The organism is Elusimicrobia bacterium HGW-Elusimicrobia-1 (assembly GCA_002841695.1).
Classification (GTDB): domain Bacteria; phylum Elusimicrobiota; class Endomicrobiia; order PHAN01; family PHAN01; genus PHAN01.
In genome coordinates this window covers 185,977-200,246 of record PHAN01000001.1, presented here as the reverse complement: position 1 = coordinate 200,246, position 14,270 = coordinate 185,977, and the positions used below count along the sequence as shown (strand labels likewise).

The window sequence follows — 14,270 nt, the reverse complement described above, 5'->3', positions numbered from 1 at the left end:
ATCTCATCTTCTGCTTTTACCCAATTTCCTAATTTCCCAACCTCTATAATCTCATCATTTACAAACTACATATACATTCCGCCGTTGACGGAAATCACGTGACCGGTTATATAACTTGATTCTTCGGACGCCAGAAATAATGCCGATGACGCCACATCTTTGGGTAAACCCAGACGGCGAAGAGGTATCTGCTCGGCAAGTTTGGCCTTGGCGTCTGCCGGCAGCGTGTCGGTCATGGCGGTTTGTATGAAACCGGGCGCGATCGCGTTTACCAGAATCCCGCGGGAAGCAAACTCCCTGGCGCAGGTTTTTGTCAGGGCTATAACTCCGCCCTTCGAGGCCGAATAATTGGCCTGGCCGGCGTTGCCCATTAATCCCACTACGGAGGCGATATTGATGACGCGGCCGGTTTTTTTGCGCAGCATATCGCGGGCGCAGGCGCGGGTCATATTAAAAACGCCTTTGAGGTTGATGTCGATTACCTTGAGCCAGTCATCGTCGGTCATTCTTAGTATGAGGCCGTCTCTGGTAATTCCGGCATTGTTGACGAGTATATCAATTTTTCCGAATTTTTCAATGATGTTTTTTACCGCGGCATCGCACTCGGACGAATCGGCCACGTTGAGCTTTAAGGCCATGGTTTCAGAACCGGAAGCGGAGGCGATTTCTTCGGCCGTTTTCTGCGCGCCGTCGATGTTAACATCGGAGACCACGACTTTGGCGCCCTCCGCGGCGAAGGCCTCGGCTATGGCGCGGCCTATGCCTGCGGCGGAACCCGTAATCAGCGCTATTTTGCCTTCGAGACGTTTTTCACACATCATATTCTCCTTATAAGAAAGGCAAGTGGATAGTGGATAGTGATTAGTGGTTAGTGTATCTCTGCTATATGCTTGTAGCCAAACGGACGCTTTTACTATCCACTAACCACTTCTTTACTACCCACTAACCACTTCTATCTAAGGGACTCAACCGCAGCCGGTATATCCGTTACCGCGCCGATGTTTATTACAGCGGCTTTTCTGTCTATCCTTTTAATAAGGCCGCTCAACACCTTGCCGGGGCCTATCTCTATAAAGAGCTCCACGCCGGCGGCAAGCATCGCGCGCACGGTTTTTTCCCACAAAACCGGATGGTCTATCTGCGAGACAAGTTTTTGTCTTATGGCGACGGCCGACGACTCCGCCGCCGCGTCGACATTCATAATGACGGGAAACGCCGTGTCCGATACCGTCCCGTCAGCCAGAACCGCCGACATTTTAACGGCCGCGTCCTTCATAAGCGACGAATGGAACGCTCCGGAGACGTTGAGCCCGACGACTTTGAGCGCGCCTTTTTCCTTTGCGAGAATCATCGCGCGCGCAACGGCGTCCGAGTCGCCCGCTATGACTATCTGGCCGGGAGAGTTGAAGTTGACCGCCTCCGCGCCCGAAGCGGCGCAAACCTCGGCGGTCTTGGCTTCGTCGAGACCGAGGAGCGCGGCCATTGTGCCGGATTTCTTAACAGACGCATCCTGAATGAATCCGGCGCGGCTTTTGACAAGTTTAAGAGCCGTCTTCAGGCCGAACGCGCCGGCACAATAGAGCGCGGTATATTCTCCGAGCGAGTGCCCCGCCGCAAAAGCGGGATTAAGCGTAACGCCCGACTCCGCGGCGGATTTCTTAAACGCTTCAAGCATTGCCGCCGAAGCCGCAAAAACGGCGGGCTGAGTGTAGAGTGTCTCTCTTAATTTTTCCTCGGGTCCTTCAAAGACCACTTTTGAGAGAGAAAATCCCAGAATCGAATCTGCCGTCTCAAAAACCTCGCGGGATTCGGGACGCTCGTCGTAAAAATCTTTGCCCATTCCGACCGTCTGGGCTCCCTGTCCGGGAAAGATAAGAGCGATCTTTTTCATATTGAGGTTATCGAAAAAGTCCTCATATTATTGTTCACACTGAATTTGTTTGTAGCGCGACGATTTATCGTCGCTTTGCGAGGTTAAAACCTCACACTACTGACGGAAACACTGGATTCCCACTTTTCACCGCCATTAGGCGGGACCCCGCTGTAGCGGTGGCGCGGGAATGACAAAAAATGTATCACTTTTTTCCCGTCCGGATATTACTAAAATCAAATAGCAAAAATCAAATTTTTATTATCGCGGCGCCCCACGTGAAGCCGCCGCCGAAAGCCACAAGGGCTATGGTATCTCCCTTTTTTACACGTCCGCTTTCCATTGCCTCGTCCAGAGCGACAATAGTGGTGGCTGCCGAAATATTGCCGTATTTGTGGACGTTAACATACGTTTTTTCCATGGGAAATTCAAGCCGGCGCGAAACGGCGTCTATGATTCTCATATTGGCCTGATGAGGTATCAAAAGTGATATGTCCGACGGACGCAGCGAAGTTTTGGCCAGCGCTTTCTCGAAAGCATCGGCCATTTTTGTCACGGCGACCTTGAACACTTCTTTGCCGGACATTTTCATGAAATGAAGCCGGTCTTTTACCGTCGACTCGGTGGCCGGGGCCGCTCCGCCGCCGGCGGGAATATGCAGAAGTTCGGAGTACTGCCCGTCGGCGCCTATAAAAAACGACAGAAGCGCGTCCGGTTCGCCCGGCGCGGCGGCTTCAAGAATCATCGCGCCGGCGCCATCGCCGAAAAGAACGCAAGTGGCACGGTCCTGCCAGTCGGTAAACTTGGAGAGGACTTCGGCGCCGACAACAAGAACTCTTTTGACGGCTCCGGAACGGATAAAGCCCGACGCCACCGAAAGAGCGTAGATAAATCCGGAGCAGGCCGCCGATACGTCGAAGGCCGGCGCGTCCGCGGCGCCGATTTTGTGCTGAATGTAGCAGGCGGTGGAAGGAAAAATTTTATCCGGAGTGATAGTTGCGCAAATGAGCATGTCGATGTCTTTGGGCCCGAGACCCGCGCGCTCAAGAGCTATTTTGGCGGCGGCGGCTCCCAAATCCGACGAGAGCTCTCCTGCGGCGGCTATGCGGCGCTCTTTTATTCCGGTGCGCGTGGTTATCCATTCGTCGGAAGTTTCGACTATGCGGGCAAGTTCTTCGTTGGTAAGAATTTTAGCGGGAAGGTATCTGCCCGTCGAAAGAATTTTCACTCCGATGCCGTTATGCCGCGTTTCCATTGGCGTATTCCTTTAATCGTTCCTCGATTTTCCGGGTTATGTCGTGCTTGGCGTAACTCGCGGCTTTAAGAAGGGCGTTCTTGATGGATTTCGCGTTTGAACGGCCGTGGCAGATGAAGCACGCGCCGCGAACGCCCAGAAGAAGCGCGCCGCCGTACTCGGAATAATCGGCTTTTTTTCTCAGGTCTTTCATGGCCGCCCATAAAAACGGCAGCGAGAGCCACGTGACCGGATGTTTCTTCAGCGCCTGTTTGATGAGTTTAAAGAGCATCTCGCCGACGCCCTCGCCGAATTTCAGTATGACGTTGCCGACGAAACCGTCGCAAACGGCCACATCGACCAAACCCATGGGGATGTCGCGGCCTTCGATGTTGCCCACGAAATTTTTTTCCCGTTCTCTTATAAGTTTAAGCGTTTCTAAGGTGAGTTCGTTGCCTTTGGAATCTTCCTCGCCTATAGACACAAGACCTACGGCGGGATCGCCGATACCGAGCGCTTCGCGTGCGTAAATTTTGCCCATAAGCGCGAAGTGCAGCAGGTGCGCAGGCCGCGAATCCACGTTGGCGCCGACGTCGAGGATTACGCAGGTGCCTTTCAATGTCGGAAAAAGCGCGGCGAGCGCTGGGCGGGAAATACCTTCGATTCTTTTGAGGTCAAAAAGCGCGGCGGCCATCACGGCTCCGGAATTACCGGCTGAAACAACGGCATCGGCCGCGCCGTCGGCCACCATTCTTACGGCCACGGCGAGCGAAGAATTTTTCTTCTGTCGATAAGCGGCGGCGGGCTCGTCGGTCATCTCCACGACTTCCGGAGCGTGCTCCACGGAGATTCCGCGCGGCACGTCCTTGTGAAAAGAGAGTTCGCGCTCTATCAAATCGCGGTTGCCGGTAATAACTATCCGGTCGTCGGGTAACAGCCGCGCGGCCAGAATCGCGCCTTCTACCTGAGCTTTAGGGGCATAATCGCCGCCCATTCCGTCAAGTGCTATCTTCATTTTTTTATTTGTGTTCTTACTCCGACAAACGGCAAAAAGGAAAACTCCCTTAACACTCGCGCAACGCGGGCAGGAAGTTCTCCTAAACTATCGGGGCGTCAGGCGCCCTTTTCTTCTTCTTGGGTTTTTTCCGGCTTGGGGGCCGCAACAAGTTTTTCGTTGTAAAATCCGCAGGACGGACATACGTGGTGGGGGATCTTAAGCGCTCCGCAGTTGGAGCACTTAGCAAGCGTCGCGGCGGTAAGTTTCCACTGAGACCTTCTGGTGTCGCGACGCGATCGAGAGTGTTTGCGTTTTGGATTCGCCATTTTTGACTCCAATGAATCAGATGCGGATTCTTTTATTTGCCGCTTTTATCGAGAGAAAATACGAAGCGGTTTTCCATTATACATAAAAAGACAAACGCCGTCAAATGATTTTTCGGGCGCAAGCGGAATCGTCTCATCGCAAAGAAGCCGATGCGGCTTCGACAATCCTTTTGGTTTCGCGGGCGATCAGAAGATCCTCATTGGTCGGCGCCACCAGCACTTTTACCGACGATGAAGCGTCGCCGATGTCGGCGAAAACGCCCTTGACCGCTTTATTTTTGGCAGGGTCGATTTTTATTCCGAGCGACTCCATCCCTTCCGATATTTTCTGTCTGACCTCAAAAGAATTTTCGCCGATGCCCGCCGTAAACACAAGAGCGTCGGCGCCGTCGAGCGCGGCCATGTAGGCGCCGATGTATTTTTTGACGCGATAACAGAAAACGTCGACGGCCAGTCGCGCGTCGGGATCGTCTGAGGCCAGGAGCTTTCTCATATCGGAAGAAATTCCCGATATACCCGCCAGCCCGCTCTGCTTATTGAAAATCACCAGAAGTTCCGCCGGCGTGAAGTTTTCCTTTTCCATTAAATATAAAGGTATCTCGGGGTCGAGGTCGCCCGGGCGCGTGCCCATCACAAGACCTTCCAGAGGCGTGAATCCCATGGATGTATCTATTGATTTGCCGTTTTTGATCGCGGTGATGCTGGCGCCGTTTCCCAGATGGCAGGAAATTATTTTTTTTGCCGACGGATACCGCGCCGAAACCTCGCGCGATATGTATTCGTGCGAGATTCCGTGAAATCCGTAGCGTTTTATGTCGTGCTTTTTTGCGAGGTATCTGGGTATGGCGTAGGTGGAAGCGACCGCGGGAACTGTCTGATGAAAAGCCGTGTCGAATACGGCGACGTTGGGAATGGATGGATAATTTTTCTGGCAGGAAACTATTCCTTCAAGGTTCGACGGATTGTGCAGCGGAGCGATGTCGAAATAATGCGTGATGGCTTCTTTGACTTCGTCGGTTACGAGCACCGGCTCCTTGAATCTGTCGCCGCCCTGCACCACCCTGTGTCCGACGGCGGCAATGGAATCGATGCCGTTTTTACGGAGCATATCCAGCACGAAGGCCACGGCGCCGGCGTGGTCGGAAACTTCGAGTTCTTCGGGGATGGGCGCGCCGTTTTTTATGTGCTTACAGGGGATGCCGGCCACGTGAATGCAGTCGATAAGTCCCGACACCAGCCGCTTTTCTTCGGCGGTGTTCCACACGGAATATTTTACGCTTGACGAACCGCAATTCAGCACGAGGATGTTCATTTGAGTTTGGCAAAAGACAGGATTAAGGATTAAGCGTCTCCTACGGCTTTGGGCGACCAAGGTCGCCCCTACGCAGATTTGGTATACCCACGCGTATTTTTTAATTCCCTCATCGCGTAGGGGTGGGCTTGCCCACCCATTAATTTACGCGTGTTTTAACTTGGATATTACAGCGTCTCCGACGGCGGAAGATGTCGCCGAGCCGCCCATATCGTAAGTGAGAGTTTTGCCTTCGGCTATCACTACGGCCACGGCGCTTTCAAGGCGCGATGCCGCCACGTCCTCGCCGATGTGTTCAAGCATCATTTTCGACGAGAGTATCAAAGCGATGGGATTTACTTTGTTCATTCCTTTATATTTAGGGGCAGATCCGTGCACGGCCTCAAACAGCGCGATTTTCCCTCCGAAATTTCCGCCGGGAGCCACGCCCAGTCCGCCGACAAGACCGGCGCAGAGGTCGGATATTATATCTCCGTAAAGATTCGGAAGGACGAGCACGTCGTAGAGGCGGGGCTTTACGACGAGTTGCATACACATATTGTCTATGAGCCGTTCTTCGTATTCTATCTTGGGATAACCGGCGGCCACTTTCCGCGCCGCCTCGAAGAAAAGCCCGTCGGTAAACTTCATTATGTTGGCCTTTGCCACGGCCGTGACTTTTTTGCGGTTATGTTTTACGGCGTAATCAAACGCGAATTTCACGATGCGTTCCGAGGCCAAAGCCGATATGGGTTTTATTGAGATGGCCGAGGCGGGATGTATTTTCCCCTTGTGTTTTTCGACGAGCGCTTCGGCTTCGGGCGAGCCCGCGGCGTATTCTATGCCGGCGTAAAGGTCTTCCGTGTTTTCTCTGACGACGACCAGATCGACGCCCGCGTGCGGAGCTTTTATTCCGGGGTAAAGTTTGCAGGGTCTCAGGCACGCGTAAAGATCGAGTTCTTTTCTCAGCGCCACGTTGACACTGCGGAAGCCCGTGCCGACGGGAGTTGTGATGGGTCCTTTGAGAGCTACCTTGTTGCGGCGGATGGATTCAAGCACCTGCGGCGGCAGCGGCGTGCCGTATTTGGGCATTACGTCGGCGCCGGCTTCGGCGACTTCCCAGTCGACGGAAACGCCGGTCGCGGCCACGACCTTTTGCACGACTTCGACGATATCCGGGCCCGTGCCGTCGCCGGGTATTAAAGTTATTTTATGGGTTTTCATAGAAGAAGTGGTTAGTGGCTAGTGTTTAGTGGTTAGCGTCTTTTTCTATCCACTATCCACTGCCGTATTTTATTGAATATATTTTTTTTTGTCAAATCGGCGGCAAGCAGCGGGCGAAACCGCTTCGCAAATTCCCCCTTAATAAAGGGGGTTAGGGGGTTGTTCTTTTTTCCAGTTCATTACAACCCCCTTCATCCCCCTTTGCTAAGGGGGAATTACAATTTATAAAAGTTCATAAGCGGATTATATTCGCGCACAGAGCGCTTCGTAAAGTCTTTCCTGGGACGGAACCATATTTTTTATGTCGAAAGACTCGTCCACGCGGGCCAAAGCGGATGATGCGAGACGCCGCGCGATTTTTTCGTCGCCGATGATTTTTTCGACGTTGGCGGCGGCGCGAATGGCATCGCAGGGAGGCGCAAGAAGTCCCGTTTCGCCGTCCGTTATAACGTCGGTTACGCCGTCGACGGCGTTGGCGCACACGGGAACGCCCGATGCCGCGGCCTCCACAAGCGAGCGCGGGAGGCCTTCCCACAGGGACGTAAGAAGAAAGGCGTCGGTGATTTTAAGAAGACGCGCGATTTTTTCTTTTGTGTCGAGCCATCCGGCGAAAAGAATTTCCTTCTCGACACCGAGGGCGCGGGCAAGAGAGACGAGGCGCGGACGCTCTATGCCGTCGCCGACTATGACGGCGCGGATTTTTACTCCGCCTTCTTTAAGAAGCGAGACGGCCGTTATGAAATCGCCCAGATTTTTCTGTTTTTTGAAAGGCCCTATCGTCGAGACGATTTTATCGCCGGGGGCGGCTCCGAATTCGCGGCGGGAGGCGGCTCGGTCTTCGTCGGACAAGCGGAAGTTTTTGAAGAAATCTATGTCCACGCCGCTTCTTATAAGCGTGTATTTTCGCGGGTCGCCTATGCCTCGGAGGGCGGCTTCGCGCATATTGGCTTCCGACACGAATACAAGGGAATCCGACACGGCGGCGGCGAGTTTTTCGAGCAGCACGAAAACGGCGCGGACGAGTTTTGGCTGCGCGGGCGTAAATCCGAAGCCGTGGAATGTGTGGATGATTTTAGGGGCGTGGGTATAGTGGATATGGAATAGGGGATGAAAAATCTTGAATAAAAAAAATGCACCGCGTCCAAGAATGCCCGCTTTTGAAGAATGGGTGTGGACTATGTCGGGTTTTTCGCGGCGGATTATCGAGACGAGTTCTATGAGGGCTAAAAAGTCGGTCAGCGGGTTTACGCTCCGTCCCAGGTGGGGCGCGACGAGAAATTTTACGCCGTCGAGCGCGGCGGCCTCTTCTTCAAGAATCCCCCCCCGTCCGGCGACTATGACCGCCTCAAAGCGGTTGCGGTCGAGGTTCTTGACGGTGTAAAGCGTGTTCCTCTGCGCTCCGCCGAGTTCAAGTTTTGTGATTATATGGAGGACTTTTAGTTTGGGCATTACACAAACTTCTCCGCGATGGCTCTGGCTTCGGCGAGGGATTCTTCCATATAGGAGTATTTCCACGCGCCGTAACGGCCGGCGAGATAAACGTTTTTGCCATTGACGGCCTTGCGGATTTTTTCTACGGTATTTGCCCGCGCAAAATCATAGACGACGTAAGCGTTGGGCATAGGGCGGATGTCGAGCGACACTATCTTGGACGGCGAACCGATGAGACCCGCGTCTATCAGTCCCGATACGGCCCCATCGAGAGCCCGCGCGATGTCCCGCCGCTTTCCCGACGGAAAACTGACCTCGACGTACATCGAATAATGTCCCGCCGGAGCCGACGCCGGATTGATATTGGAATAAAATCCGACGCGATAGAAATTGAACTTTTTTTCCGGAAAATACATCCAGTGAACTCCGTGCCCCGCGTTCCCTTTTACTCCCAGATTAAAACACACGACGGGCGCGGCGCGAAGGTTATCCGCCGGAGACTTCATCCCGCAGGCGCGGGCGAAATCTTTAAGAGGAATCGTCGAGACAAGGTGACGGTATTTTATTTCGGAACCGTCGGAAAGAATCGCTCTTTTTGAATCCGGATAAATTTTCTCTGCGAAAACACCGGCGCGGATTTCGCAGACGCGGCGGGCGCGGATTTCAAGAGCGTCGACAAGCGATTGTATCCCGCCGCGGCGCGGATAAAAGAAACTCGCGTTATACCCTACGGCCTTATGCGCGTCGGAAAAAGCTCCCCGCAACGCGTCTTCCAGAGACGGACGCGGCACGAAACCGCCGCACCATTCGGCGTTGAAGTCCCCGGCGCTCAGGCGGAAAAGTTTTTCGTTGTAGGGCTTCATAAAATTCTTCGTTATGCCCCCGCCGAATATGTCGAGCGACCATTTAAGAAAACTCCCCGACGGCTTGGGCGCGCGCGCGGCGATGTGCGCGTCGATGAGTCCCGACAGACACTCTTTTACCGTCGAGCCGGAAAGCCCCCAAAGATTCATCTGATACGGATACTTTGTGAGCCGCCCCTCGGAATAAATGCGGGCGTCGCGGGACACTTCGCGCAAGTTTCCGTCGAGCATATTGAATACCCACTTGCGTATGTCGGGACGGCGAAGATGAAGCAAATGTCCCGAATAATCGTAAGTGAAGCCGTCTTTTGCGACGGAGCGGCAGAGGCCGCCCGTAAACGGCGACTTCTCGACGATAAGCGTTTCAACGGAGGACGACTTCGGCAAAATTTCACTCAGACGCGCCGCGACGGCAAGGCCGGTTATTCCCCCTCCGAGTATCAGATTGTCAATTTTTCTCGACGACATAAAGTTTGTATCTCTCCAGAGGCAGCGAAGAAACCGACCACGGCAGCGCGCCCCAGCAGGTGGCGTAAAATCCCGCCGCGTCGGGAACGCTCACCAGACGGAAAGGCAGCCGCGTGCTGTATTCGTATGTTTTAATCAGACGCAAACGACCCCGAATCTCCGGCTGCTTTATCCATGCGACGGGCGTCTGGATGTATCCTATCAAAAAAAGGTCGCCCGGATTTAAAACGTCTTCGCCGGGCACGACGATACGCCATCCGTCTTCTTTGAGATAGCCGGTTATGCCCGAAAAAATGTCCGACTTAAAATATGACGGCCTCACGCCGTCGGCGCGGAGGTCGTCGCGGATTTTTTCATATACGGCCGCCTGCGCGTAATCCGACGCGGCAAGAAACGCGCCCAGCGCGAAAGTTACGGCTGCCGTCGAGGCGAGCGCGGCGCGGCGGAATTTGCCGTCGGGCGAAAGTTTGTCGACTAATTGCACGAAAAGTATGGACGCGGGGGCGACCAGCGCCATAAAATAGCGACCGGCCGTCCAGGCCATGGCGGGTATCATCATAAGGAAAACCGACAGAAACCAGACGGCGGTGAAAACTTCGCGTTTGCCGAAATCGCGGGCGGCGAGGGCCATCGCCCAGAAAAACGCGGCCGACACGCTTATCCATAAAGCCAGAAGAGCGCTCTGCGCCGCCGAGAATCCGCCGGCCGTCGACGAAAATACCGCGTAGAAAACCGCGAATATCGCCGCCAGCGCAAGCGCGCGGTATTTTACTCTTGATGCAAGCGGCGCGACGACCCCCGCGGCGAAAACCGTCCCGCCGCCCAGAAAAACCAGGTTGACCATCACCTTAAGATTCCACGAGCCGGCGCCCGTTCTTTTCATCGCAGAAAACAAATGCGACGAGCCGTACGTTACTATATTCCAGTACGACCACGCGGCCATCATCGTCAGAGGAATGGCGAATATCCAGAGTTTTTTCTTCCATTTTCCGTCGAACATAACAAGATAGGCCAGCGACACGGGCAGGACGCTTGCGGCAGTATATTTTGAAAGAAGCGCGGCACCCATAAATAATCCGGAGAGCGCGGCAAGCCGCCAATCATCTCTTTCCACGGCGGCAACAAGCGCGGCGAGCGCGGCCAGATAAAAAGCGAGTTTGACGGAATCAAGCATCAGTCCCGTCGACGTAACCCAGAAAACCGGACTGAAAACAAAGACCAGAACCGCCGTCCATCGATGAGGCGTCAACCTGCTCGCCACAAAAAAAAGACACAGCGCGCTGACCAGAGGGAAAATCATAAATCCCGTATGAAGCGCCCGCTCGCCGGTACCGGCAAGTTTTATCATTACGGCCATAAGGTAGTGCGTCATGGGAGGGTTCACCATGCGCGGAAGACCGCCGACGTCCCAGCCGGGATTATCGTGGCCGTCGTCGTCGGCCAGAAAGTCGTACGGGCGCAGGGGATTTTCCAGAATACCCTTTGCCATCAGGAAGTGATAATAGTCGTCGATAAAAAAACGCTTGGCGCCAAAAGGAGCCATCATCGCGACCACAAGGGCGCAGAGTATTATTGAGTTTCGCATAATTAGGTGATATTTTGGAGGCATAGATTTGAGATGATTTCAAGGAGCGAGGAGTGCCGCGTGCCCCCTGCGGCACGCAAACGACGAGCGACGCGGAAATCAGCCAAAGATATGCCTCCCCGACGGGGCAGGCGATTATTGGGCTGCAACTTCGTCACTCATCGCTCGCATACCGCAGAGGGTATGCTTCGCTCTTCGTTCCTCGTTTCGCTCCAAAATCGCTCTGCCAAAATGTCAACTAATTATGCGAAGCTCAATAAGTATCGTTTCATCAGGGAAGAATCCGGCGAAACTACGGGTATTATCGTCTACACTTTTATTTTGTAAAGGTACGACGCCAGCGCGCTTATGGCTACGGCGAAAAGACCGTAAATTATTCCCGCGACCGGAACGCTGTCCGTTTTTGCGACGACGAACGACGCGAAAAGAAGAATTATTCCGGACAGATATACCCTAAGGAGGATGCCCTTGTCCGAGCACTGCGCGACGCGGAGCCGCAGCGCAAAATGGTCTTTGCTTCCCTTAAACGGGGATTTTCCCTGACGGAATCTTGCCACCATGACGAACAGCGTGTCGAAAATCGGAATTGCCAGAATCATAATTGGCGCCAAAACACCCAGATTATTGGACTCGGTATAACTTGTGCCCAGAGCCGTCGAGGCAAGAAGCATCCCGACGAAAAGCGAACCCGCGTCGCCCATGAATATCTTAAACTTCTTCGAGAGATTGTACGGAAGAAAACCCAGCAAAGCGCCCGCCAACCCGATCGAAACAAAATTGACGTAAATCTGCTCCTCGCCGGGAACTCCTATGAAGAAAAAAGCCATGGCGGCTATTACGGCCGTGCCGCCGGAAAGACCGTCCATTATGTCTATGATGTTAAGGGCGTTTGATATTCCTATTATCCAAAACAAAGTCACTATCCATCCGAACCAGTCGGGTTTTATGAACTCTATCCGGATGCCGTAAGATATGAGAAATATCGCGGCGGCGAACTGAAAAAGAAATTTCTGAGAGAAGTGCAGGCCCTTGTGTTTCACGTCGTCAATTATGCCCAGAGTCAGGACGAAAAAACCGGCCAGGAAAATTCCGCGCATCGCCCTGAGAGTGCCCGTCGGAAAATCGGTCACGAGTCGTATCACGAGCATACTCAGGTAAAACGCGGCCGCTATGGCCACGCCGCCCAGATACGGCACCGGGGCATTATGCGTTTTTATGTCGGTGTGGGGGTGATCGTAAATGTTAAGCTTGCGGGCAAGCAGGCGGGCCAGAGGCGTAAGAACCAGCGAGGCGGCAAGAGCCGTGGAGAAAGCCAGAATGTAAAGTGTGAAATAGGTCATGGCTTCACACAAACCGGAACATAAATCCAGTGAGCTCCGTATTTTGCGACCGGTTTATAGTTTTTTTCTATGTGCTCGTGCAAAAGACGGCAGGTGTTAAGAAAGTGCAGTTCGCGGGTATTAAATCCCCAGTACGGAAAATGTATCACGATGCCGACTTTCTTTTCCTCAAGCGTGCGGATTATGCTTTGTTGTTTTTCCCGCGAGGGCTGAAAAACCAGCCCCAATATGGAATCAAAATACGCCGGATTTTTTCTGCCGGCGAGAGCGTAAAACGGCGGCGCCATCCAGTAAGTATAGAATATATAGTCGCCGGTTCGTGAATTTTCTTCTATGTACTTTATGGCGGACAAGGCATCGGACGCCTCGGACTCGCTGCCGAAATAAAGCGACCCGTGCCGCGCGGCGACCTTGTAATGCGGCCGTGTCAGCCGCGGGTATATCTGCTGCGCCAAAAACACCGGCGCCGACAAAAGAAGCAATGAAACGAGCGCGGCGAGAAATCTTCGGGACGGAAATCCGGAAGGTCTTGCCTTGACGAGCAAAAATACCGCAAGAAAAATAAGCGGAGACGCGGCAAAGACCATATGGTCCATATCGGACCGGCCCATCGCCTTGGGCATTGTAAACATTCCCCATCCGAGAAAAAACCAGACAACGGCGCGGTCGTCATCCTTAAGTCCGCCGGCGCGAAGCATCCTCAAAGACGCCGCAAGCATAATGAAAGGCAGCAGATAAACCGTAAAAGACGTCAGGAAATTGGCGGCGCTCAAGGCCGCCGGAAAGATGCCGAACGCCGACAAACCGCGCAGCGAACCGGCGAAAGCCCCGAAGTGTTCCATCGACGAGAAAAAGTATGGCAGCGAGACATTCCGCGACGCGCCGAAGTAAACGGAATCGACTACTATCGAACGAACCATCGCGGGAAGCGCGGGACGCAACAACACCAGGGCCGGAGCAATGAGCGCAGCCATGCCTGCGGCGAAAAATCCGACCGCTATGAATATATTCGGGACGTATTTTCCGCGTCTCGACGCGGCATAAGCCGGAACCACCGCCAAAATGGCGGCGCCTGTTTCATAAAACCTGAACAGTAAAGCGGCGGAAAAACATACTCCGCAATAAAAAGCGTGGCGCAAGAGACCTGTTTCAATGTGTCGGAAGAAAAAAAATGCCGCGGCCAACAGAAAGAGAAAATAGGTGTGCGGATACATATAACCTATGTAATGCGCCGGAAGTCCGGCGTAGAAAATCAGCGAGGCCGCCAAAAGCGCGTAAAAATTACTTTTATAAATCAAGCGCCCCAAAGCGAAGGCCGCCACGCCCAGCAGCGCATTGACGACGACCGCATACATCAACTGAACGTTCACCGACCGCCCGAATATCCGGTAAAACAGCGCCGGCGCATATACCGTAGCCGGACCGAACATAAGTTCGAAATCACAGTACGGCATCTCGCCATCCAATATCCTCAACGGCGTATTGATAACAGGAACGGCCAAATCGCCGCCGCCCGTGGTATAGTTATGCGTGACAGCGGCGGGAACAAATAGAACGACAAAGAGCGCGGCAGCCAGAAACCGCGGAGACGCGGAATCGATGGTATTTTTCAAACCGTCAAGTCGTTTTGCGAACATGAGG

Annotated in this window: 12 protein-coding genes; all 12 read right to left on the bottom strand. The window is 53.6% G+C overall.

What is annotated here, in order from left to right:
• Positions 1–65 precede the first annotated feature (65 nt).
• The 12 genes from CVU77_00940 to CVU77_00885 all read right to left on the bottom strand — a co-directional run bounded on the left by CVU77_00940 (position 66) and on the right by CVU77_00885 (position 14,266).
• On the bottom strand, positions 66–818 hold the full coding sequence (locus CVU77_00940; GenBank protein ID PKN02399.1) for a 3-oxoacyl-ACP reductase: 753 nt from the start codon (positions 816–818) through the stop codon (positions 66–68).
• A gap of 134 nt (positions 819–952) precedes the next feature.
• The gene (gene fabD / locus CVU77_00935) at positions 953–1,891 is read right to left on the bottom strand and encodes a [acyl-carrier-protein] S-malonyltransferase (protein PKN02398.1); all 939 of its coding nucleotides are present in this window, start codon (positions 1,889–1,891) and stop codon (positions 953–955) included.
• A gap of 229 nt (positions 1,892–2,120) precedes the next feature.
• Entirely contained in the window at positions 2,121–3,125 is a 1,005-nt protein-coding gene (locus tag CVU77_00930) for a 3-oxoacyl-ACP synthase (protein ID PKN02397.1), read from the bottom strand.
• The gene (locus CVU77_00925) at positions 3,109–4,119 is read right to left on the bottom strand and encodes a phosphate--acyl-ACP acyltransferase (GenBank protein PKN02396.1); all 1,011 of its coding nucleotides are present in this window, start codon (positions 4,117–4,119) and stop codon (positions 3,109–3,111) included. Before CVU77_00925 ends, CVU77_00930 begins: the two co-directional genes overlap by 17 nt.
• A 98-nt stretch (positions 4,120–4,217) precedes the next feature.
• Complete coding sequence (locus tag CVU77_00920) at positions 4,218–4,427, bottom strand: 50S ribosomal protein L32 (protein PKN02421.1); 210 nt, start codon at positions 4,425–4,427, stop codon at positions 4,218–4,220.
• A gap of 133 nt (positions 4,428–4,560) precedes the next feature.
• A complete protein-coding gene (locus tag CVU77_00915) occupies positions 4,561–5,739 on the bottom strand; it encodes an acetate kinase (GenBank protein PKN02395.1) in 1,179 nt (392 codons plus the stop codon).
• 144 nt (positions 5,740–5,883) lie between these two features.
• The gene (locus CVU77_00910) at positions 5,884–6,942 is read right to left on the bottom strand and encodes an isocitrate dehydrogenase (protein PKN02394.1); all 1,059 of its coding nucleotides are present in this window, start codon (positions 6,940–6,942) and stop codon (positions 5,884–5,886) included.
• A 243-nt stretch (positions 6,943–7,185) separates the two neighbouring features.
• On the bottom strand, positions 7,186–8,391 hold the full coding sequence (locus CVU77_00905; protein ID PKN02393.1) for a hypothetical protein: 1,206 nt from the start codon (positions 8,389–8,391) through the stop codon (positions 7,186–7,188).
• Positions 8,391–9,704 (bottom strand): hypothetical protein, encoded by a 1,314-nt coding sequence (locus CVU77_00900; GenBank protein PKN02392.1) that lies wholly within the window; start codon positions 9,702–9,704, stop codon positions 8,391–8,393. Before CVU77_00900 ends, CVU77_00905 begins: the two co-directional genes overlap by 1 nt.
• On the bottom strand, positions 9,685–11,313 hold the full coding sequence (locus tag CVU77_00895) for a hypothetical protein (GenBank protein PKN02391.1): 1,629 nt from the start codon (positions 11,311–11,313) through the stop codon (positions 9,685–9,687). Before CVU77_00895 ends, CVU77_00900 begins: the two co-directional genes overlap by 20 nt.
• A 284-nt stretch (positions 11,314–11,597) precedes the next feature.
• The gene (locus CVU77_00890; GenBank protein ID PKN02390.1) at positions 11,598–12,629 is read right to left on the bottom strand and encodes a hypothetical protein; all 1,032 of its coding nucleotides are present in this window, start codon (positions 12,627–12,629) and stop codon (positions 11,598–11,600) included.
• Complete coding sequence (locus CVU77_00885; GenBank protein PKN02389.1) at positions 12,626–14,266, bottom strand: hypothetical protein; 1,641 nt, start codon at positions 14,264–14,266, stop codon at positions 12,626–12,628. Before CVU77_00885 ends, CVU77_00890 begins: the two co-directional genes overlap by 4 nt.
• Positions 14,267–14,270 lie beyond the last annotated feature (4 nt).

Bases quoted from the DNA above. Each gene is read 5' to 3' on its own strand.
- CVU77_00940 (PKN02399.1), bottom strand. From the start codon at position 818: ATGTGTGAAAAACGTCTCGAAGGCAAAATAGCGCTGATTACGGGTTCC.
- fabD (PKN02398.1), bottom strand. From the start codon at position 1,891: ATGAAAAAGATCGCTCTTATCTTTCCCGGACAGGGAGCCCAGACGGTC.
- CVU77_00930 (PKN02397.1), bottom strand. From the start codon at position 3,125: ATGGAAACGCGGCATAACGGCATCGGAGTGAAAATTCTTTCGACGGGC.
- CVU77_00925 (PKN02396.1), bottom strand. From the start codon at position 4,119: ATGAAGATAGCACTTGACGGAATGGGCGGCGATTATGCCCCTAAAGCT.
- CVU77_00920 (PKN02421.1), bottom strand. From the start codon at position 4,427: ATGGCGAATCCAAAACGCAAACACTCTCGATCGCGTCGCGACACCAGA.
- CVU77_00915 (PKN02395.1), bottom strand. From the start codon at position 5,739: ATGAACATCCTCGTGCTGAATTGCGGTTCGTCAAGCGTAAAATATTCC.
- CVU77_00910 (PKN02394.1), bottom strand. From the start codon at position 6,942: ATGAAAACCCATAAAATAACTTTAATACCCGGCGACGGCACGGGCCCG.
- CVU77_00905 (PKN02393.1), bottom strand. From the start codon at position 8,391: ATGCCCAAACTAAAAGTCCTCCATATAATCACAAAACTTGAACTCGGC.
- CVU77_00900 (PKN02392.1), bottom strand. From the start codon at position 9,704: ATGTCGTCGAGAAAAATTGACAATCTGATACTCGGAGGGGGAATAACC.
- CVU77_00895 (PKN02391.1), bottom strand. From the start codon at position 11,313: ATGCCTCCAAAATATCACCTAATTATGCGAAACTCAATAATACTCTGC.
- CVU77_00890 (PKN02390.1), bottom strand. From the start codon at position 12,629: ATGACCTATTTCACACTTTACATTCTGGCTTTCTCCACGGCTCTTGCC.
- CVU77_00885 (PKN02389.1), bottom strand. From the start codon at position 14,266: ATGTTCGCAAAACGACTTGACGGTTTGAAAAATACCATCGATTCCGCG.